Source organism: Streptomyces sp. NPDC042100 (assembly GCF_055582325.1).
In genome coordinates this window covers 159,958-180,628 of sequence record NZ_JBVJDK010000003.1, presented here as the reverse complement: position 1 = coordinate 180,628, position 20,671 = coordinate 159,958, and the positions used below count along the sequence as shown (strand labels likewise).

17 protein-coding genes and 1 pseudogene are annotated in these 20,671 nt (G+C 74.7%); 6 read left to right on the top strand and 12 right to left on the bottom strand.

Annotated elements, in window-relative coordinates; translation table 11 throughout:
• The first annotated feature begins 14 nt into the window (after window positions 1-14).
• Window positions 15-545, top strand: coding sequence for a DUF6328 family protein (locus ACZ6J5_RS08180; RefSeq protein ID WP_469388944.1), 531 nt, complete (start codon window positions 15-17; stop codon window positions 543-545).
• Between the two features lie 70 nt (window positions 546-615).
• Here the strand turns inward: ACZ6J5_RS08180 and ACZ6J5_RS08175 are convergent, their stop codons facing one another.
• From ACZ6J5_RS08175 to ACZ6J5_RS08135, 9 genes and pseudogenes are all read right to left on the bottom strand, one after another.
• Window positions 616-2,163: an ATP-dependent DNA ligase gene (locus ACZ6J5_RS08175; RefSeq protein ID WP_469388942.1), complete on the bottom strand. Its 1,548-nt coding sequence runs from the start codon at window positions 2,161-2,163 to the stop codon at window positions 616-618.
• 217 nt (window positions 2,164-2,380) lie between these two features.
• Window positions 2,381-3,247 carry a DUF6397 family protein gene (locus ACZ6J5_RS08170; RefSeq protein ID WP_469389621.1) on the bottom strand — a complete coding sequence of 289 codons (867 nt, stop codon included), beginning with the start codon at window positions 3,245-3,247 and terminating at the stop codon, window positions 2,381-2,383.
• A gap of 255 nt (window positions 3,248-3,502) precedes the next feature.
• Window positions 3,503-3,658: pseudogene (locus tag ACZ6J5_RS08165) on the bottom strand (DUF6397 family protein); the annotation flags it as partial.
• A gap of 60 nt (window positions 3,659-3,718) precedes the next feature.
• Entirely contained in the window at window positions 3,719-4,141 is a 423-nt protein-coding gene (locus ACZ6J5_RS08160) for a roadblock/LC7 domain-containing protein (RefSeq protein ID WP_469388940.1), read from the bottom strand.
• Window positions 4,142-4,257: 116 nt separating this feature from the next.
• A complete protein-coding gene (locus ACZ6J5_RS08155) occupies window positions 4,258-4,872 on the bottom strand; it encodes a GTP-binding protein (RefSeq protein WP_469388938.1) in 615 nt (204 codons plus the stop codon).
• Entirely contained in the window at window positions 4,853-5,269 is a 417-nt protein-coding gene (locus ACZ6J5_RS08150) for a DUF742 domain-containing protein (RefSeq protein WP_469388935.1), read from the bottom strand. Before ACZ6J5_RS08150 ends, ACZ6J5_RS08155 begins: the two co-directional genes overlap by 20 nt.
• A 12-nt stretch (window positions 5,270-5,281) precedes the next feature.
• Window positions 5,282-5,716: a roadblock/LC7 domain-containing protein gene (locus ACZ6J5_RS08145; RefSeq protein WP_469388933.1), complete on the bottom strand. Its 435-nt coding sequence runs from the start codon at window positions 5,714-5,716 to the stop codon at window positions 5,282-5,284.
• Window positions 5,713-8,862, bottom strand: a complete 3,150-nt coding sequence (locus ACZ6J5_RS08140; RefSeq protein ID WP_469388931.1) for a sensor histidine kinase — start codon at window positions 8,860-8,862, stop codon at window positions 5,713-5,715. The genes ACZ6J5_RS08145 and ACZ6J5_RS08140 overlap by 4 nt, the downstream gene beginning before the upstream one ends.
• Before the next feature lie 107 nt (window positions 8,863-8,969).
• Entirely contained in the window at window positions 8,970-9,866 is an 897-nt protein-coding gene (locus ACZ6J5_RS08135; protein ID WP_469388929.1) for an MHYT domain-containing protein, read from the bottom strand.
• A gap of 184 nt (window positions 9,867-10,050) precedes the next feature.
• On the opposite strand from ACZ6J5_RS08135, the gene ACZ6J5_RS08130 reads away from it, so the two are divergent.
• The 5 genes from ACZ6J5_RS08130 to ACZ6J5_RS08110 all read left to right on the top strand — a co-directional run bounded on the left by ACZ6J5_RS08130 (window position 10,051) and on the right by ACZ6J5_RS08110 (window position 16,670).
• A complete protein-coding gene (locus ACZ6J5_RS08130) occupies window positions 10,051-10,653 on the top strand; it encodes a class I SAM-dependent methyltransferase (protein ID WP_469388927.1) in 603 nt (200 codons plus the stop codon).
• A gap of 131 nt (window positions 10,654-10,784) precedes the next feature.
• Window positions 10,785-12,953 carry an InlB B-repeat-containing protein gene (locus ACZ6J5_RS08125; RefSeq protein WP_469388925.1) on the top strand — a complete coding sequence of 723 codons (2,169 nt, stop codon included), beginning with the start codon at window positions 10,785-10,787 and terminating at the stop codon, window positions 12,951-12,953.
• Between the two features lie 140 nt (window positions 12,954-13,093).
• A complete protein-coding gene (locus tag ACZ6J5_RS08120; protein ID WP_469388923.1) occupies window positions 13,094-13,975 on the top strand; it encodes a hypothetical protein in 882 nt (293 codons plus the stop codon).
• Between the two features lie 192 nt (window positions 13,976-14,167).
• Entirely contained in the window at window positions 14,168-15,619 is a 1,452-nt protein-coding gene (locus ACZ6J5_RS08115) for a tannase/feruloyl esterase family alpha/beta hydrolase (RefSeq protein WP_469388921.1), read from the top strand.
• Window positions 15,620-15,734: 115 nt separating this feature from the next.
• Window positions 15,735-16,670 (top strand): MurR/RpiR family transcriptional regulator, encoded by a 936-nt coding sequence (locus tag ACZ6J5_RS08110; RefSeq protein WP_469388919.1) that lies wholly within the window; start codon window positions 15,735-15,737, stop codon window positions 16,668-16,670.
• Between the two features lie 317 nt (window positions 16,671-16,987).
• Here the strand turns inward: ACZ6J5_RS08110 and ACZ6J5_RS08105 are convergent, their stop codons facing one another.
• The 3 genes from ACZ6J5_RS08105 to ACZ6J5_RS08095 all read right to left on the bottom strand — a co-directional run bounded on the left by ACZ6J5_RS08105 (window position 16,988) and on the right by ACZ6J5_RS08095 (window position 20,599).
• Complete coding sequence (locus ACZ6J5_RS08105) at window positions 16,988-18,652, bottom strand: phospholipase D-like domain-containing protein (protein ID WP_469388917.1); 1,665 nt, start codon at window positions 18,650-18,652, stop codon at window positions 16,988-16,990.
• 153 nt (window positions 18,653-18,805) lie between these two features.
• Window positions 18,806-19,405 (bottom strand): MOSC domain-containing protein, encoded by a 600-nt coding sequence (locus ACZ6J5_RS08100; RefSeq protein WP_469388915.1) that lies wholly within the window; start codon window positions 19,403-19,405, stop codon window positions 18,806-18,808.
• 87 nt (window positions 19,406-19,492) lie between these two features.
• Window positions 19,493-20,599, bottom strand: coding sequence for a fatty acid desaturase family protein (locus tag ACZ6J5_RS08095; RefSeq protein ID WP_469388913.1), 1,107 nt, complete (start codon window positions 20,597-20,599; stop codon window positions 19,493-19,495).
• Window positions 20,600-20,671 lie beyond the last annotated feature (72 nt).

Genomic DNA, 20,671 nt, shown 5'->3' with positions numbered 1-20,671 from the left:
ACCGGGAGGACGACGTGACCGGAGCACCGGAGGAACCGCCGGGTCCCGCGCGGCCGGACGGCGAGCCGCTGAACCGAGGGCGCCACGAGACGCCCGAGGAGCAGGCCGACCGGCGCTGGGGCGAGCTGATGCAGGAGATCCGGGTCGCCCAGACCGGGGTACAGATCCTCTTCGGCTTCCTCCTCACCGTCGCCTTCACCCCCCGCTTCACCGAACTCGGCGACACCGACCGGACGATCTACGTCGTCACCGTCTCGCTCTCGGCCGCCGCGATCGGGGCGATGATCGGGCCGGTCTCCTTCCATCGGATGATCTCCGGTCGCCGCCTCAAACCCCGGGCGGTGACCTGGGCGTCCCGGCTGATCCTCATCGGCCTCCTGCTGCTCCTGGCCACTCTGACGGCGGCCCTGCTGCTGGTCCTGCGGGTGGCGACCCGCGCCGCGTACGTGCCCTGGCTGGTCGGCGTCCTGTTCCTCTGGTACCTGCTGTGCTGGTTCGTCCTGCCCCTCTGGGTCCGCCGCCGGCACACGGCGGACCGCGGCTGACCGTACGGGGGGGGTGACGGGTCGACAGGGTCGGGCCCGCACCCCGGGCGTACCGCCACCCTCAGCCGCCTCAGTCCCCGGCGAGCACCCGCCCGACCGTGTCGGCCTCGGCCGCGCTCTTGTCCGGGCGGTGCCGCAGCACCCGGGCGAAGCGCAGGGTCACCCCGGCCGGGTAGCGGGTCGACCGCTGGAGGCCGTCGTAGGCGACCTCGACGACGAACTCGGGCCGCACCCGCACCGTGAACCCGTCGTCCGACACGGCCAGTTCGCCGAGCCGCTCGGTCTGGCGCCGCAGCATCTCGTCCGTAAGGCCCTTGAACGTCTTGCCGAGCATCACGAACGAGCCGTCGGCGGCCCGCGCGCCCAGGTGCAGGTTCGAGAGCAGCCCGGTGCGCCGCCCGTGCCCCCACTCGGCGGCCAGCACCACCAGGTCCACGGTGTGCACCGGCTTCACCTTCAGCCAGCTCCGCCCGCGCCGCCCGGCCACGTAGGGCGCGTCGAGCGCCTTCACCAGGACGCCCTCGTGGCCCCGCGCGAGCGTCTCCCGGAAGAACCGCTCGGCCGCCTCGGCCGCGCCCGGCTCCGCCGGGTCGGCGACCACCCTGCGCCGCACCCGCGCGGCCTCCGGCAGCAGCCGCGCCAGCACCTCGTGGCGCTCCTCCCCCGGCAGGTCGAGGAGGACTTGGCCGTCCGCCGCGAGCACGTCGAAGAACACCGGCGACAGCGGCAGCGCGGCCCGCGCGCCCGCCACGTCGACGCGGGACCCGACCCGCGCGGCGATGTCCTGGAACGGCACCGGCCGCCCCGTCCCGGGATCGACCGCGATGACCTCGCCGTCCAGGACGAGCCCGTCGCCGGGCACCGCCAGGGCCACGGCGACGACCTCGGGGAGCCGGTCGGTGATGTCGTCGAGCGAACGCGTGTACACCCGGACCCGGTCGCCCAGGCGGTGCACCTGGATCCGGATGCCGTCCAGCTTCTCCTCCACGGCGCAGGGCCCCAGCGCCGCCACGGCCTCCGCGACGCCGCCCGCGGTGTGGGCCAGCATCGGCTGCACCGGGCTGCCGACCCGCAGGGCGAACGCGTCCAGCGCCGCGGCCCCTTCGGCGAGCACCGCCCGCGCGACCCTCGGCAGCGAGCCCTCCAGCATCACGGCCCGCCGCAGCTTCTCCGGCGCCACCTCCGCCGCCCGCGCGACGCCCTCAAGGGCGACGGCGTCCAGGGCGCCCTGGCGCACCTCACCGGACAGCAGCCGGAGCAGGAACTCCTGCTCGGGGAGGGTCGCCACGGCCATCAGCCCGCGCACCAGCCCCTCGCGCCGGGCCCGCGCACCCGCGCCGGAGACGGCGGCGAGCCGGGTCATGGCCTCGTCGGTACCGGTGAGGGTCAGCGTCGGCAGGGCGGCGGGCTCGACGGCCGGCGGGACGAAGTGGCGGAGCACGCTCCAGCCCACGCCGATCCGTCCCTGAGGCAGCCGTCCGGACAGGTACGCGATGACCAGCGGGCTCTCCTCGGGGTCCGCCTCCGCGAACAGTCCGGCCAGCAGGTCGGTCTTCCCCGAGCGCGCCGACGTGGCCGCGACCTGCCCCGACACCTCCGCGACCCGGGCCAGCAACATGTGCCCATCCTGCCCGCGCCCCCGCCCCACCGCACCCCGGCTATCCCGGACCGCACCCGGCCCCGACCCTGCCCCGACCCGACCCGACCCGGCTCGACTCGGCCCGGCCCTGCCCCGGCTCGGCTCGGCTTGGCCCGCCCGGCCCCGCCCCGGCTCGGCCCGTCCGGCTCGCCCCGGGCCGCACCGCCCCGGCTCACCCCGCCCCGCCCCGGCTCGATCAGCTCTCCTCGCGCACCGCCTCCCCGCGCCGCCGCCGCAGCCGGTCGAGCAGACCGCGCCGAACCCGCCTCCCAGGCGGCCGTACGCTCCCCGCCGCCCTCCCGGGCGCGGGCCCGATCGGGACCGGGCCCCTCCAGGCCGCGCCGGACCCCTCGCGCGCCGGGGCCGGTCCGGACGCGCCGACCGGCACCGGCACCGTCCTCCGCCACGGCGGCACCCCGCTCGCGAGCTCCCCACGCGTGTCCGGTCCCGGAGCCTGGCGGTCGGCGCGGGCCTCGTCCAAGGCGAGCGCCAGGCTCATCCGGTGCCAGAGGATCTCGTCGGGGTCGTCGGCGAACATCAACCGGTCGGCGATCTCCCGGGCGGTCGGACCGGCCGGCCGCCAGGCGGGCGGCGCGGGCCGCAGCCGCTCCAGATAGGCGCGCTCGAACGGATCGTCGACCACCTCGGCCAGGTCGAGCGGATCGAGCAGCGAGGCGATCGCGGCCGTGCGCACCCAGGGATCGCCGCTCGCCCGCAACAGCGAACCGAGCCGCCGCGCCCGCCAGTTGCGCGGGCGCCAGTCCACGCTGCCGTCTGCCTCGGACCGCACGTCGACGGGGAGGCGGCCGGTCAGCAGGCCCGGGTGAATGCGGGCGAACTCACGAAGCTCCGCCGCCGGGTAGAGCCAGACGACGGCCCGGTAGCGATTGACGTAGAAGCGCAGCGGGCTGAAGTGACCGGTGCGCGCGAGCCGGGCGAAGCGGTGCGGGGTGACCCCGAGGAGCCGGGCGCCCTCCGCCGAGCCGACGGCCCGGACCCGCTCCCGCAGGCCCTCGGGGAAGTCCGGTGCCGCTCTCAGACGCTCGATCTCGCTGCGGCGCACGCGGCTGGGCACCTCGCCGCGCCCGGAGACGCCTCCCCGGGGCGTGATGTCATCGGCCGCGCGGATCCCGGACTCAGCCCCGATGCCGGTCCCGGCGGCCCCAGGCACACCGGGCTCGTCAGATCCGTCCGGTCCGTCCGGTCCGTCAGCCCCATCAGACCCAACAGGCCCTTCGAACCCTTCAGGTCCTTCAGGCCCGTCCGCCCCCTCCAGGCCCTCCAGGCCGCCGGATCCGCCCCGGTCCCCGGACGGCGGCACCGTCCGGACGAGGCCCAACTGGACGGCTAGCTGGAACTCGTCGCGCCGCAGTCCCAGCTCCTCCGCCGCCCGTCCCGGCGACACCGTCGGCGGGTCTTCCTCCCCCGTACGCGTGCTGTGGTCCGGTCCGGTCGTGCGTCCCCGTGTGGTCATGGGCTCGGTCCTCCCCCGTGAGTCGTGAACACTCTCGGTGATGACCGTAACCCTTCGTGACTAGCCTCCGCTCGGCCTGTGGATAACCTCGCCGCCGGGCTGCCGCGCCGCCACGCCCAGGTGTTCGCCGACCCGGTTGACCAGGAGCGTCATCTCGTAGGCGACCTGGCCGACATCGGCCTCGGCCGCGCTCAGGACGCACAGGCAGCTTCCGTCGCCCGCGGCCGTCACGAACAGCAGCGCCTCGTCGAACTCGACCATCGTCTGCCGTGGCCGGCCCGCGTTGAAGTGCCGCCCGGAACCCCTGGCGAGGCTGTGCAGACCGGAGGAGACCGCGGCGAGGTGCTCCGCGTCCTCCCTGGCCAGTCCGCTGCTCGAACCGGTCACCAGACCGTCGTTCGACAGCACCAGCGCGTGCTGTATGGAATCGACCCGACCGGTCAGGTCGTCGAGCAGCCAGTCGAGTCCTCGGTCCAACGCCATCGTGCGGTCCTCCCCCTGTTGACGCGTGTCTCCGGTCAGCCTTACGCACTGTCGTGGACAGGGCAAGCACCCGTCGTCACCTGCGCGCCGTGCGCCCCCCGAACGCGCCCCGGCGCTCAGCCCGCCGAGTCCAGGAGCCGCGCCGTGTGCATCCGTCCGGCGTACTCGACGAGGCGGATCAGCACCTCCTTGCCGGAGTCGCGGTCGCGGGCGTCGCACAGCACCACGGGGGTGCCTCGGTCGAGGTCCAGGGCCCGCGACACGTCGTGCGCGCCGTACGTCCGGGCGCCCGCGAAGCAGTTGACGGCGACGACGAAGGGGATCCCCCGGTGCTCGAAGTAGTCGACGGCGGGGAAGCAGTCCTCCAGCCGCCGGGTGTCGGCGATCACGACGGCGCCGAGCGCGCCCTGCGAGAGCTCGTCCCACAGGAACCAGAAGCGGTCCTGGCCCGGAGTGCCGAAGAGGTACAGGGCGAGCCCGGAGCGGATGGTGATGCGGCCGAAGTCCATGGCGACGGTCGTGGTGGTCTTCTGGGCGACGCCCCCGGTGTCGTCCACCGATTCCCCGGCACGGCTGAGCAGTTCCTCCGTCCGCAGCGGCCGGATCTCGCTCACCGAGCCGACGAGGGTGGTCTTCCCGACGCCGAACCCTCCGGCGACCAGGATCTTCAGCGCGAGGTCGGTGGCGTCCACGCCGCCCTCGGGAGTGCTCTCAGAGCGCTCGTAGGCCATCGATTACTTCCCTCAGGATGCGTTCATCAGGGAGCTGGGCGGGCGGCACGGGCCTGCTGACCCGTACGAACCCCGCTTCGAGGAGGTCGCCGAGGAGCACCCGCACGACGCCGACGGGGAGGTCGGCGTCGGCCGCGAGTTCGGCGACCGACTGGGTCTCCGCCCGGCACAGGGCCAGCAGGGACCGGTGTTCGGGGCCGAGCAGGGACTCCTCGGCCCCACCCGGCGGTGCGTCGTCGACGACGACGAGCGCGATGAGGTCGAACCGCACGTTGCTCGGTCCCGGCCGGGTGCGCCCGCCGGTCAGGGCGTACGGGCGGACGATCGGTCCGGCCTCCGCGTCGTACCACTGACTGCCCGGCCCGGCGGAGAGCGGTCCGGTGCTGTCCTCGTTCATGGGGATCTCCGGTCAGCCGGCGGCCGGCGGGGTCGTGGTGAGCCGCGGCGGGGTGTGCAGGTGTTCGCCGACCCGCTTCACCAGGCGGGCCATCTCGTACGCGATGAGGCCGATGTCGGCGTGGACGGAGCTGAGCACGGCCAGGCAGGAGCCGTCCCCGGCGGCGGCCACGAAGAGGAAGCCGTCGTCCATCTCGACCATGGTCTGGCGCACCCCGCCGGTGCGGAACTGCCGCCCGGCACCCTTGGCGAGGCTGTGGAAGCCGGAGGCGATGGCCGCGAGGTGCTCGGCGTCCTCACGGCTGAGTCCGCTGGAGGCACCCACGGCGAGGCCGTCGTTGGAGAGCACGACGGTGTGGCGTACCTCCCGGACGCGGGTGACGAGGTCGTCGAGGAGCCAGTCGAGTTCGCCGGAGCGGCGGTGGCCCGTCCTTCCGTGGTCGATCATGCGTCGTCTCCTTCACTGCCGGGGGCGCTGGTGGGGGGCAGGCCGTGGCGGCCGGGGCCCGGAGGGCGTCTGCTGTCGGACGGGGTGCCGTGGGCGGGGGTGCCCGGGGCGGGGCCGCCGCCGCGCCGCCAGCCGTCGCGGTAGGCGGCCATCCGGTCCCTGACCTGCTCGGGGGTGCGCTCGGCCGGGTCCCGCGCGGGGTCCGTCACGGAGTACCCGTACGGGGCGGGGGCGGGGGTCTCGCGCAACTGCGGGACGAGGCTGGCCTGGCGGATCCGCCGGGGCAGTTCGACGTCCGGGTCGGGGAGGACCGGGCCGAGGCCACCGGGCCCGTGGCCGTCGACCGGTCGGCCGTCACCGTCGATGGGCCGCCCACCACCCTCGTTCGGCCACCCGCCGTCCTTGGGCGGTCGCCCGTCGACGTCGGACGGTGGGGCGGCGTGGGGCGCTACGGGGGGCGGTGCGGGTGCCGGGGGCGACGGCAGGATCGTGGCGGCGTGCGGCGGGGGCGGGACGGTCAGCGGGCGGGGGCGCGGGCGGATGGCGGTCACTCCGGCGGGCGGCGGCTCGTGCCCGGCCGGTGCGTCCGTCCGACGCGGCGGTTCCTCCCCGGCCCGGACGTCAACCGTACGCTGCGGTTCCTGCCCGGATCGGACGGATCCGGTACGCGGCGGCTCCTGCCCCGCCCCGGCGGCGCCCGTACGCGGCTCCCGCGTCCCGTCCCACGGCGGCCGGGGCGCGGGGAGGGCGGGGAGCCGGGGCGCGCGGGGCGCCTCGGGGCCGGCGGCGTCCAGGATCCGGGGAGTGCCGGAGACGGGTGCGGGGCGTTCACCGCGTACGGGTGCCTCGACGGTGTGGCCGGAGGCGGTGCCCCGCGCGGGGGCGGGTTCGTGGTCCCGGGCCGGGTCGGGATGGCCTGTGGCGGCGCGCGGGCCCGGCGGGAGGGCGGCCTGGAGGAGGTCCGTGGGGAGCAGGACGACGGCGGTGGTGCCGCCGTACGGCGAGGTCCTCAGGTGGACCCTGATCTCGTGCCGCGCGGAGAGGCGGCTGACGACGAAGAGGCCGAGCCGGTCGCTGTCGAAGAGGTCGAGGGCCTCGGAGCGGGCGATTCGGGCGTTGGCCTCGGCGAGGCTGTCCTTGCCCATGCCGAGTCCCCGGTCCTCGATCTCCAGGGCGTAGCCGTTGCCGACGGGTTCGCCGCTGATCCGGACCTTGGTGTGGGGCGGGGAGAACTGGGCTGCGTTCTCGATGAGTTCGGCGAGCAGGTGGGTGAGGTCGGCGACGGCGCCGCCGGTGATGGCGGTCTCGGGGAGGCGGGTGACCTCGACGCGGGCGTAGTCCTCGATCTCGGAGACGGCCGCGCGGACGACGTTGGTGAGCGGCACGGGCAGCCGCCAGGCGCGGCCGGGGGCGGCGCCGGACAGGATGATGAGGCTTTCGGCGTGGCGGCGCATCCGGGTCGTGAGGTGGTCGAGCCGGAAGAGGTCGCCGAGTTCGTTGGGGTCGTCGGCGCGCCGCTCCATGGTGTCGAGCAGGTTGAGCTGACGGTGCACCAGGACCTGGCTGCGGCGGGCGAGGTTGACGAACACCCCGGAGATCCCGCTGGCGAGCTCCGCGCGTTCGACGGCGGCGGAGAGCGCGGCCCGGTGGACGGTGGCGAGCGCCTCGCCGACCTGGCCGATCTCGTCCTGGGGCGCGGGGCCGTGCGGCGCCTCGGCCCGGACGTCGATGTCCTCTCCGGCGCGCAGCCGGCGCATGGCGGAGGGAAGTTTGCGGCGGGCGATCTCCAGAGCGGTGTTGCGCAGGCTGACGAGTTCGACGACGAGGCCTCGGCCGATGCGCACGGAGATGACGAGGGAGGCGGCGACGGCGGTGAGGCCGAGGAGGACGGCGGCGCCGCCGGTGCTGAAGGCGCCGCCGCCGAAGGGGTCGGCCCGGTCGGCCGCGGTGCGGTGGGCGGCCGTCTCGATGCCGCTGATCCCGTCGCGTACGAAGGCGTGGGCGTCGTCCCAGTCGGCGGAGCGCGCGGCCTGGGCGGCACGGCGGCCGGGGGCGGCGGCGCGGACGCGGTCCTCGGCGGCGGTGAGCTGCCGGTAGCCGGGCTGGGCGGTGAGCCGGTGCCAGGCGGCGCGCTGGACCGGGGGCAGGTCGGCGGTGGCGGTCTCGACGAGGGTGCGGCGGGCCTCGACGGCGCCGGCGAAGGCGCGGAGACGGGTCGCGTCGAGTTGTCCGGTGAGGTGGGCCTGGCCGAGGAGGGCGTCTTCGCGGGCCAGCATCTCGCCCGCGCGGGCGAGTTCGAGGAGGACGCGCGCGTCGGAGCCCGCCTGGGGGTCCTGGATGCCGGTGAGGGCGCCGCCGACGGCGAAGCCCTCGGTGATGGCGGAGGTGTAGACGGTGTAGAGCTGGTCGCGGTCGGCGCGGCCTTCGGCGGCGGCGGTGCGGAGGCGCCCGAGTCCTTCGGCCCGGGTGACGAAGGCGGCGACGCGGGCGGAGACGTCCGGGGGGAGGGTGCCGGTGTCGCCGACGGTGTGCCGGGGGTCGAGGCGGAGCCGGGCGACGGCGGCGTCGGTGCGCGCGATCGCGTCCTTGAGCTCGGCCGCGCGGCCCCCGCTGGGGGCCGCCGCCTGGCTCAGGGCGGCGCGGCGTTCGTCCTGGAGGGTGGTGACGGCGGCGGTGACGGGCCGGCGGACCTCGTCGTCGACGGACTGGACCAGGCGGAGCCGGGCGATGTCCTGGGCGGTGGTGACCGTGGCGAAGCCCCAGAGGGCGAGCAGGGAGACGACCGGGACCATGAGCAGGGAGACGATCTTCGCGCGGACGGTGCGGGGCCGCAGGCGGCGCGCGGGGCCGCGGCCGGTCGTCGCGACGCCCCGGCGTCCGGTCTCCGGGCCATGGGCGTCCGCGCGTGGGGCGTCGGCCGCGTCGTGTCCCGTCCCGCCGCGTCCGGCGTCGCCGTGTCCGGGCTCGCCGTATCCCGTCGCGCCGTGTCCGGACTCACCGTGTCCGGACTCATCGTGTCCGGACTCACCACGCCCCGTCTCGTCGGCGGGGCGCCCGGCGTGCGCGCGCCGCCCGCGGGCCGTGGTGGCGGTCGGGCCGGACGGGTCCGGGCTCGCGGTGTCCGGTGTCCTGCGGGGAGTTCGCATGGCCTCCTCGTTCCTTGGTTCACGGCCGTCCGGTAAGGGGCGGTCCGCCTGGTGCTCGGGGCTTACGGCTCGTGCGGCCGCGCACCCGGTGTACGGAGGGGCGCCGCTCAGGCGCTCACCTGGCGCGGTCCGGCCGGGAAGTCGTCCACCGGACCCGAGGGATAGGTGGGCGGCGGGCTCGGGCGGGCGGCCGGGGGCTCGGGACGGAAGCCGGGGGGTGCGACGTCGACCGCGCGGTCGTCGGGTTCGGTGAGGCGGCCCGCGGAGGCGTAGGCGGCGCGCTCGCCGGCCGTCGGGGAGAGGGCGACGAAGGCGGAGGTGATGAAGAGGTACGAGCCGAGGCCGACGGCGAGCGGGAAGATGAACTGCATGACCGAGGCGCCGGGAAGGGGCGCGGCGGAGGGGGTGACCTCGACACCGACGGCGGTCATGCCGGTGTAGTGCATGCTGCTGACCGCCGCGCCCATGACGAGCGAGGCGAGCGCGACGGCGGCGGGCGCGTGGATGTTCAGTGCCGCCCACAGGGCCGCCGTGGCGGCGACGACCGCGATGACGACGGAGAGGGCGACGAGCAGCGGGTCGTAGTCGATCCGGCCGTGCAGCCGGAGGGCCGCCATGCCCATGTAGTGCATGCTCGCGACGCCGAGGCCGGTGGTGAGGCCGCCGATGAGGAGCGAGCGGCGGCTGTCCCGGCCGTAGCCGACGGCGAAGACGCCGGTGCCGACGACGAGCATGGCGACGAGCAGGCTGAGCAGGGTGAGCGGGACGTCGTAGCGGATGTCCGTGCCGGTCACGCCGAAGCCGAGCATGGCGACGAAGTGCATCGTCCAGATGCCGGTGCCGAGGGCGGAGGCGGCGGTGAGCAGCCAGTTGCGCCGGGAGCGGCCGGTGGCGTCGAGGGCGCGTACGGTGCAGCGCAGGCCGAGGGCGGCGCCGATGCAGGCCATCGCGTACGACAGCGCGGGTGTCAGCCAGCCGTAGGTGGCGTGGTCCAGGTGTCCCATGACTCAGGGACGCTAGTGCGCCCCCCGGGGCGCACCAGGGGCGCATTTCGAAAGCTGATGGAATATGACAGAGAGATGTTCCCGAACGATCACGGCCGACTCGAACGTGCACACAGAACGTTCACTCGTCCGGGTCGGAACCTCACGCCTGTGAGTGACGGACCGATCCGCGATCATGGACCACATGAGCGACGACCCCACACAGGTACGAGAGTTCTTCGGCGTCCGCGCCGCCGACTGGGACTCCCGGTTCCCCGACGACGGGCCCGCCTACGCGGCGGCCGTGGCCGGGATCGGGCTGCGCGCGGGCGACGCGGTCCTCGACGCGGGCTGCGGCACCGGCCGCGCGCTGGCGCCGCTGCGGGCGGCGGTCGGGCCGACGGGCAGCGTGCTCGGCGCGGACCTGACGCCGGAGATGCTCGACGCGGCGGTACGGGCCGGGCGCGGGGAGGCGGCCACGCTGCTCCTCGCGGACGTGGCGCGGCTGCCGCTGCGGTCCGGCGCGCTCGACGCCGTGTTCGGGGCCGGTCTGATCTCGCACCTCGCCGACCCGGTGGGCGACCTGCGGGAGCTGGCCCGGGTGGTGCGGCCCGGCGGGCGGCTCGCGCTCTTCCACCCGATCGGCCGCGCCGCCCTCGCCGCCCGGCACGGCCGCCGCATCACCCCGGACGACCTGCGGGCCGAGCCCAACCTCCGCGCGGTGCTGGCCGATTCGGGCTGGGACCTGACGAGCTACGCGGACGAGGACACCCGCTACCTGGCCCTCGCGGTACGCCGTACGGAGTGACTGACGGAGTGACTGTGCGGGCGATCAGGTGATCGTACTAACACCGCGAGGAAGCCATCTGACGATCCGACAGCACGGGCCCGGGCCGTCAGAACGACAGCCCGGGCCACAGGACGGCAGGAAGGCGACAGATGGCCCGCAACAGATGGACGGGCGGCGCGGCACTCGGGGCGATGGTGCTCGGTGCCACCGCGATCACCGGCTTCGCGCCCCCCGCGGACGGGGCGGAACACGACGGCCCGGCCGCGTCGCGCGACCGGGAGGTCCGGGCGGCCGTCACCGAGGGTGTCTTCGAACGCGGTCCGTCCGACCGCGACCACACCGCCCCCCGGGGCGCGGCGCGCACCGGCACCACCCCCGAGGACACCGACGCCGGCGAGGACTTCGGCGCCGACTACGTGCGCCACCGGGTCGCCCGGGTGATGCCGGCCGCGCTCGCCCCGGTCTGCAGCAGCGCCTACGGGCAGAAAGTGACCTTCCCGCTCTTCGACGACATCACCGTGCAGGCGGTCGAGACCAAGCGGAGCACCGTCGGCTCGATCCTGGTCTGGCACGGCACCGTCTCCGGCACCACCGACCAGGACGTGGTGCTCACCCTGGAGGGCGGCTGCGACCGGAAGCCGGGGAACGAGGTCCTGAGCGCCCAGTTCATGCTGGGCGGCGACCTGTACGCGGTGGAGCCGCTGGCCAAGGGGCGGGTGCTGATCACCCAGACCACCCCGCTGACCGACGAGGACGAGCCCGCCGTGCTCCTCCCGCCCACCACCCGGCCCGTGGCCGGCGCGCGGCCGGCCCAGGCCACGGCGCTCGCGGGCGCGGTGCTCTCCTCCGGGGAGGCCGCCCGCGCGGCCGCCGCCTGCAAGGGCGGCAAGGGCTACGCCCTGGTCGACGTCCTGGTCGGCTACACCCCCGGGGCCCGCACCGAGGCCGGCGGGGACGCGCAGATCAGGGCCGCCGCCGCGCGCGGTATCGCGCTCACCAACGAGGCCTTCGCCGAGAGCGGGGTGAAGACCCGGGTGCGGCTCGTCGGCACGGCGCTGGCGAGCGTGTCCGCCGCCCAGGACGGCGTCACCGGCTCGCTGCTGTCCGCCGTCGCCACGGCGAACGACGGCGTCGCCGACAACCTCCCGCAGCTGCGCGACCAGTACGGCGCCGACCTGGTGTCCGTCATCGCGGCGGGCCGCGCCGCCGGCGGTCTCGGCTACACCCCGCCCAACCCCGGCCCCTCCACCGCCGCCTGGGGCTACTCGGTGGTCGGCCAGAGCGCCATCCCGCGCTTCTCGATGGGTCACGAGATCGGGCACAACCTGAGCGCGGACCACGACCGGGTGACCCAGCCGGTCCAGCCCGAGAACGGCGCCACCGGCTACTTTCCCGTGAAGGGCGAGTGGTCCTCCCTGATGGCGTACGAGTCGAGCTGCCGCAAGGCCACCAAGGGCGTGTGCACCCGGATCAACCGCTTCAGCAACCCCAAGCAGTCCTACCGAGGCCTGCCGCTCGGCGTCCCGATCGGCAAGCCCGACTCGGCGGACAGCACCGACGTGCTGAGCCGCACCGGCAAGGCCGTCGCCGCCTACCGCGCCGCCAAGACCTCCGACGCGATGTGCGCGGTGACCGCCTCGGTCACACCCAAGGGCGCCGGCACGGTCACGGCCGGCACCCCCGGCCCGTACTCGCCCGGCACCAGCTCCACGTACAACGCGGCGGCCGGCAAGGGGTACGTCTTCTCGGGCTGGAAGCTCGACGGCAAGGCCGCCAAGGGCGGCGCCACCGGATTCCGCGCGCCGGCCGGGGACCACACCCTGGTCGCCGAGTTCAAGAAGGGCACGACCCCCACCTCCAAGGTCACCACCAAGAGCTCCGGCAGCGGCACGGTGAAGAAGGCCCCCGCCAAGCGGGCCGAACTGGAGGGCGTCGACCTGCTCTACGAGGCCGTCCCGGCGGCCGGCTGGGACTTCGCGGGCTGGGTGCTCGACGGCTCGAACGCGGGTGACCAGGACGTCATCGGGATCGACGTCGGCGCGGACGACATGCGGCTCACCGCGGTGTTCGAGCAGAAGCGGCACAAGCTCACGGTCGTCGAGCGGGGTCGCGGCACCGTCGAACTGTCCCAGGAAGGCCCCTACTCGGACGGCGACACGGTCACGGCCACCGCGACCCCGGCCCCCGGCTACGTCTTCAAGGACTGGCTGCTCGACGGGGAGCCGTACGGCGGCGACGAGGACCGCGCGAAGGGCGAGACGGCCGTGCTCTTCGAGGAGGAGAGCCACACCCTGACGGCCGTCTTCGAACGCGGCTGACCCCGCCCCGCCACCGCGGCCCCGCCGGGACACCTGTCTCGCGGGGTCGCGGCCCGTTCCTCTCGACGGGCAGGTTACTCACTGGTTAGGGTGCGCCGACAACCAGAGACGACCCGAGACGACCAGTTGGGGAGGCTGCCGTGGGCGGTCCGGAATCCGTGGTGCCCGGTGCGGCCGACGGCGACGACGACGCGCTGTTCGTGCTGACGGCGGCGCTGCTCACGCCCGCCTCGTTCCCGACCGTGCTCGGCGACGACTACCCGGCCGCCTGCGCGTCCCTCGGGCTCGAACCGTACGCGGAGGGCTACGGGCTCGTCTTCGGGCAGGACGGTGCCGGAGCCCGGTGGACCGTGATCGTGGACGACGTCTCGCTGGTCGCCGTGGCCATCTCCACCTGGGACATCGGGATGCCGTACGACCTCTCCCCCGGCGAGGACTCGGTCGTCTCGGCGCTGCCCGGCTGGCCGCTGCCGGTCGCCACGGCCGCACCGGGGGTCCCGGCACCCCACGACCCCGCGCCGGAGGAGGGCGCCCCGGCGACGCTCGCCCCGCCGGACGAGACGGAGTGGGGGCCCGCCCAGCGGCGGCTCGGCGCGGACATGGTGGCGCTCCAGTGGGAGGAGTGGCGGGGACGGATGGAAGAGAGCGGGGCCGGGGAAGGAACCGGGAACGGGAACGGGGCCGTCGGCGGAGCCGGCTCCAGCGACGGAGACACGGGTACCGGCTCCGGCTCCGGCTCCGACTCCGGCGGGCCCTCCGGCGGCGTGCGCCGGGCCCTCGCCGAGCTCGGCTCCTATCTGGAGCAGGCGCCGCCCGTCGGGCGGGTCCGGTCGCGTTTCGCCGGGGGTGGCGCGCGGACGCTGCGCGCCGACGGTCCCGGCTGGTCGCTGGTCGCGCGGACCGGCGACATGGCCTTCGTCCTCCTCGACACCGAACCGAACGAGGTGCACCCGGTGACCTCGGGCCCCAAGCTGCCCGCGCTGCTGGAGGCCCTGGACGCGATGGCGGTCCGGCCCGCGTAGCCGCCCGCCGGGCCCCGCGAGCCACATGGCGGCGCGGGCCGAGGTGTGGCGCGGGCCCATGGCCGGGCGATCGGCGCGCCGCGCACGATGTGGCGGCGCGCCGAGGTGTACGCCGACGCACCGGTGGCGCGCCCCGGCGCCGTACCGGCGGCCGGGCAGCCCCCCGTACCGTCGTCCCACCGGAGGCCCGCCATGCGCCCGACCCGAGGCGTTCCGCTGCTCGCCGCACTCCTGGCCGGGGTGACCGTCCTCGGTCCCTCGGCCCCCGCCGGGGCCGAGGTCCCCGGGCACTGCGCCCGGCAGGACCGGCTGGCCGTGCCGGGCGCGCAGCGGCAGGAGTCGGCCTGTCTGGCCGACCTGACGACCGCGGGCCTCGCGGGCACCCCGTACACCGACCTGGGGGACCAGGCGGGGCTCTCGGCGAAGGGGACGCGCAACCCGTCCGGCGTTCCGGGTGTGCAGATCGACGGCTACTTCCCCGACGACTCGCGGTCGAACGCGACCCACGGCTGGGCACACGACGCGCAGTTCGTGATCCGGCTGCCCGACCGCTGGAACGGCGGCCTGGTCGTCACCGGCGCGCCGGGGACCCGGCGGCAGTACTCCACCGACACGCTGATCTCCGACCAGGTCCTGGCCCAGGGCTTCGCCTACGCGTCGACCGACAAGGGCAACACGGGCGCCGACTTCTTCACCGACGGGCGGGAGCCGGGCGACGCGGTGGCCGAGTGGAACCGCAGGGTGACCGAGCTGACGCGGGCCGCGAAGCAGGCGGTCCGGCAGCGCTACGGCCAGGCTCCGCGCCGCACCTACATGACGGGCATCTCCAACGGCGGCTATCTGACCCGCTGGCAGCTGGAGAACCGGCCCGAGCTGTACGACGGCGGCGTCGACTGGGAGGGCGTGCTCTGGACCACCCGGGGCCCCAACCTCCTCACCAGCCTCCCGGTCACCGTGGCCCGCACCTTCGGCACGGCAACGGACGACGACCTGCTCCGGGCCGGTTTCGCGCCGGGCTCGCGCTTCCTGTGGCCGTACCACGAGAAGGCGTACTGGGGGCTGACGCAGAAGATGTTCCGGGCCGAGTTCGACCCCTCGTACGACCCGAAGTGCCCCGGCGCGACGGCCGGGACGACCGTCCCGGAGATCCTCGCGCCGTGCGCCTCCGACGCCTCGTACACCTACGCGTCCCGGCCCGCCTCGGTGCGCCGCGCGGTCGCGAAGGTGGCGCTGACCGGCCGGATCGGCAAGCCGCTGATCACGCTGCACGGCGATCTGGACACGCTGCTGCCGCTCGCCACCGACTCGGCGGTGTACGCGCGGATGATCGACGACCGGGGCCGGGGCGCTCTGCACCGCTTCTACACGGTCCAGGACGGGACCCACACCGATGGCCTGTATGACACCTATCCGGACAGGCTGCGGCCGATGCTGCCCTGCTACCGCTCCGCCTTCACCGCGCTTACCCGCTGGGTGGAGCGGGGCACGACCCCGCCCGCCGACCACGTGATCGCGCGGCCGGCCGGGGGCGACCCGGTCAACTCCTGCTCCGTGACGGGCCCGGCGACGGGCTCGGTGACCGGCCCGGTGTCGGGTGACGTGGCGGACACCGCCGGGGTTCCGGCCGCCGCCCCGGCCCGGTAGCCGCCCGCCCGCGCGCCCGGTTCCCCACCGCTCCGCCCCGTACGGCGTGATGATCATCCGCCGTCGGGGCGTGGGCTATGTTGGAACACGAGCGACGCGAGAGGGAGGTCCGCCGGTGTCATCGGGGCAGCAGGCACGAGCGCAGGCGGCCGCGATCACGCCCGGGGGCACCCCGCCGGAGCAGGAGAGGCCGCCCGCCGAGCGGCTGCTGGCGCTCTTCGACGGGCGCCGCCTCTCCCCCGGTCAGCGCCGGATCGCCCAGTACCTCGTCGACCACCTGACCGAGGCCGCGTTCCTCTCCATCACCGAGCTCGCCGAGCGGGTCGGGGTCAGCCAGCCCTCCGTGACCCGGTTCGCGGTCTCCCTCGGCTTCAGCGGCTATCCCGCGCTGCGCGAGGTGCTCCAGCCCATCGCGCTGAGCGCGGTGGCGGGCGCCCCCGGCACCCCAGGCGGCCCGGACCCGCGCGAACAGCTCCGGAAGAACGGCCTCCAGGCGGCCGTCGACGCCGAGATCGAGAACCTGGAGAGCGTCCGCCGCCTGCTCGCCGACACCGACCAGGTCCTGGAGATCGGCCGCGAGCTGGCGCGTTCGGTGCCGCTGACCGTGTTGGGGCTGCGGATCTCGGCGTCGCTCGCGGAGTACTTCGCGTACGCGGCGCGCCGCATCCACCCCGACGTGCGGCTGGTGACGCGCGGCGGCAGCGTGGCGTACGACGCGCTGCTCCAGGCCCGGGCGGCCGGCGGCACGTGCGTGCTGGCGTTCGCGATGCCGAGGCACGCCCACGAGAGCCTGGCCGCGCTGCGGGCCGCGCGCGCGGCGGGGCTGCGCGTGGTGCTGATCACCGACCCCACGGTCGGCCCGCTGGTGGAGGAGGCCGACACGGTGCTGACCGCGGGCACCGGGTCGCGGCTGGTCTTCGACTCGTACGCGGCGCCCGGGATGCTCTCGGCCGCGTTGCTCCAGGCGATGGCGGACGCCGATCCGGAGCGTACCCAGGCCCGGCTCGAACAGTATGAGCAGGCCGCCGACCAGCACGGCTTCTTCCTTTAGAGCGGTGCCCGGGCGAACCCGCCGAGGCGCATGAAATTTTTCATACCCTTGCGTACTCGACAGTAAATATATTTACTGACTTTCCGGTGTTCCGGATCCCTCGGGAGCCAGGGAGGACGACCCCACGTCCTCGTCGGATCAGCCACCCACCGCGTTGCACCTCCTCGCCGCGCGGCCGGGTGAGGTTCAGGCTCGTGGATCCCCACGGAACGCCCGTGGCGGCCTCGGCCAACCCCCCCTGGGCCGAGGCCGCCTCCCTTTGCCGCCGCCCCGCCCCTCCCCTCCCTTCCCCGCCCCGGTCCGCCCCGGTCAGGGCGTCAGGCCTGGCAGACGCCTCGCGCGTAGTCGTACGTGGCCGTGGCCTGCGAGTACGTCCACTGCGGGGCCAGCAGGCCGTCCGCGAGCTGACGGGCCGCGGCCGGGCTCTCGATCACGTAGCCGAAGTCCTGGAGCCAGGACGGGTAGAGGTTCTTCGAGCCGATGTAGAAGGCCGCGCCGTCGACCGCGACCAGCTTGTGGTGCTGCGCGTACGGCTTGCCGTCCGCCCAGGTCGGCCGGTCGGAGGCACGGAAGGACGCGAGCTGGAGGTTCCGGCACATGGCCGTCCTGGCCTTGCCGTCGTCGCCGGTCAGGACCTTGAGGCGGCTGCGGAGCACGTCGCTGACCTCGTTCAGCGAGGTGATCTGGGAGTAGCCGCCGCTGCCGATGGCACCCCGGTTGGCCGGGTCGCTGACGACGATGCGGACCTTCACGCCCTCGGCCAGCTTGGCGGCGAGGGTGTCGTAGAGCCGGATGTCGTAGCGGGGCAGCAGCGGGCAGAAGGCGTTCAGGTCCTGCTGCGAGATCTCGACGTGCTCGCCGGCGCTCGCCACCAGCGCGCGCAGGGCGCTCTCCTCCGGGTTGACCGTGTCGTAGTCCCGGTCGGCGTTGGTGTGGTCGCGCCCGGTCAGGCCGCACTTGGCGGCGGAGGCGTCGGGCAGCGCGGGCGTGAACGGCGAGCTCGGGTCGCTCTGCCGGATGCCGACGCCGAGGCCGCCCACCGCGATGGCGGGGACGTCGCCGGTCCGCGCCGGGGCGGCGGTGCGGGGCAGGGAGGGCAGGCAGCCCGCGCCGTTGGAGGAGGCGAACCAGACGCTGCTCCAGCTTCCCTTGTTGCGGCAGGTCCAGTCCCACAGGGCGTCGAGATAGCGGCCGGCGGAGCCCGCCGCCGGGCCGGACAGGGCGAGGTCGACGTCGTTCACCGGGTGGGCGGTGTCGAGGTAGTCGTCCTTCCAGCTGTTGATGCCGCCGGTGATGACCGACTCGCCGTCCACGACGACCAGTTTCGAGTGGTTCCAGGAGAAACCGGTCTTGGAGGTCGTCATCGAGGCGACGTTGAGGGCGACGCTCGCGGCGTCCGCGCCGAGCCTGGTCACCAGCTCGTCGCGGTACGAGGAGGGGATCACGTTGGCGTGGTAGACCGGCGCGGCGCCGACCAGTATCCGCACCTGGAGCCGGTTGCCCTTCCGCACCGCGTCCTTCAGGCCCGCCACGACGGCGTCCTGGAAACCGCCGTTCGGGAACGGGGCCAGAGTGGATATGTCGACGCTCTGCCGGGCGCCCGCGATGTCCTCGCGCACCTTCTCCAGCAGGCGTCGGGAGCCCGGCCGGTCGGCGCAGGACGGGTCGCCCCAGCAACCGGGCGTCTGGAGCAGCCAGTCGGAGCCGCCGGGGACGGAGGCGCCCAGGCGGTTTCCGGAGGTGCGCTCCCAGACGGAGCCCTCAAGACCCGGGGAGACCTCCCGCAGAACCCGCTCCACGGCGTCGAGGCGCGGCGTGGCGGCGGGGGCCGGGGCTTCCGCCGGCGGAGCGACGGCGGGGGCCGGGGTGGCTGCGGCCGGGGTGGTCGCGGCCGCCGGGGTGGCCGGCAGCAGAGCGAGGGGCAGGGTGAGGGCGAGAGCCGTCGTGCGGACCGTGCTGACGGTGCGGACGGTGCGGGTCAATGTGGTTCCTTGCGCTGTTCGGGGAGTGGCTCAGGCCGGAGGGCGCCGCTCTGCGACGCCCCCGACCTTGATCAACTCGCGCAAGTTACCAGCCCGTAGCCCGTGGTTCACCCGAACCGGTCGGAATCCGGCCATCCGGGAAACCGCCGCCGATCAGACCTTTTCCAGGGCCCGGTGCGGCTCCGCGGGCAGCTCCACGCGGATCGCGTCGCCGGGCCGCACTTCGCCGCCCGCGAGCACGACCGACATGATCCCCGCCTTGCGCACGATCCGGCCCTCCCCGTCCCGGCCGAGGACCTGCTTGAGCAGCCCGTGCCGGAAGTTGTCGATCTGCGCGCACGGGTTGCGCAGTCCGGTGACCTCCACGACGGCCTCGGCGCCCAGGTGCAGCCGGGTGCCGGTCGGCAGGCCGAGCAGGTCGAGCCCCCGGGTGGTGACGTTCTCCCCGAGGGCGCCCGGCGTCACGTCGAAGCCGGCCAGGGCCACGTCGTCGAAGAGCTCGGCGTGGATCAGGTGGACCTGGCGCAGGTTGGGCACGGTCGGATCCTTGGCCACCCGCGAGCGGTGCTTCACGGTGACGCCCGCGTGCACGTCGCCCTCCACCCCGAGGCCGGCGAGAAGCGTGATGCTCTCCCGGTTGGGCTTGGTGAACGAGTAGACCCCGTTGCTGCTGACCTTGGTGACCACGGCTTCCCCGCTGCCGCCCGCGCCGCTGGTACCGCTGATACCGCTCGTTCCACCCGTGCCGCTCATGCCACTCGTGTCATGCGTACCACTTGTGCCGCTCATGCCGCTCATGCCGTGGAGCTCCCCTCTGCTCTGTCGTCGGGCTCTCCGACCCTATGCGACGCCCTCCCCTGCCCTGAGGGGCGCTCCCACCTCGTGCAGGTGGCCGAGTGCCTGCCGGTACGACTCGACGAAGCCGGTCTCCGTGTACGGGATGCCGAGGGCCGCGCAGTGGGCGCGCACCGCACCCTGGGCGAGGCGCAGGTGCGGGCGGGGCATGCTCGGGAACAGGTGGTGCTCGACCTGGTAGTTGAGGCCGCCGAGGAACCAGTCGGTGAGCGCCCCGCCCCGGATGTTGCGCGAGGTCAGCACCTGGCGGCGCAGATGGCCCCAGGAGTCGCCGTCCGGGTGGGCGTCGGGCATCTCCATCCCCTTGTGATTGGGGGCGAAGGCCATTCCCAGGTGCACGCCGAGCAGCATCTGGTGGACGAGGGCGAAGGCGAGGGCCTGGAGCGGGGTCAGCAGGGTCAGGAGCAGCGTCGCGTAGCCGACGAAGTGGGCGAGGAGGAGACCGCCCTCCACCAGGCGCTCGCGGCGGGTGCGGCAGGGGCCGTCCTTGGCGAGCAGCGCCTGGACCCCGTACACCTTCAGCGCGATGCCCTCCAGAGTGGTCAGCGGGAAGAAGAGCCAGGCCTGGTGGCGGGTGAGCCAGCCGCGCAGTCCGGTGCGCCCGTCGGTCTGGTGGGCGGCGAAGACGAGGATGTCGGCGGCGACGTCGGGGTCCTTGTCGAGGTGGTTCGGGTGGGCGTGGTGGCGGTTGTGCTTGTCGTTCCACCACTCCCGGCTCATCCCGAGCAGGAGGTTGGCGTGGACGAGCTGGATGGCCCGGCCGATCCCGCGCCGGTCGGTGATCTGGGCGTGTCCGGCATCGTGGCCGACGAAGGCGACGCGCGCGGAGAGCACGGCCAGCGGCAGGGCGAGGAACAGGGCCCACCAGGACGGGCCGATGAGCACGAGGCCGGCGACGACGGCGGCGATGCCGAGGAGGTTGGCGAGGATGCCTCGGGCGTACCAGCCGGGGCGGCGCTCCAGGAGCCCCTGCTCCTTGACGGTACGAAGAAGGGGGGCGAACTCGCTGCCGCCGCCTTTGCCGTGGCGGCGGGCGGGGCGCGGGTCGGGTGCCGCTGCGGGAGCGGCGAGCATCGCGGTGGCCTGGGGCATGGCGGGGCTCCGGAGTCCGTGGGAGGGGGCGCCGCGCGGGTCGCGCCGGCTGTGGGAAAACTACGGAGCGGT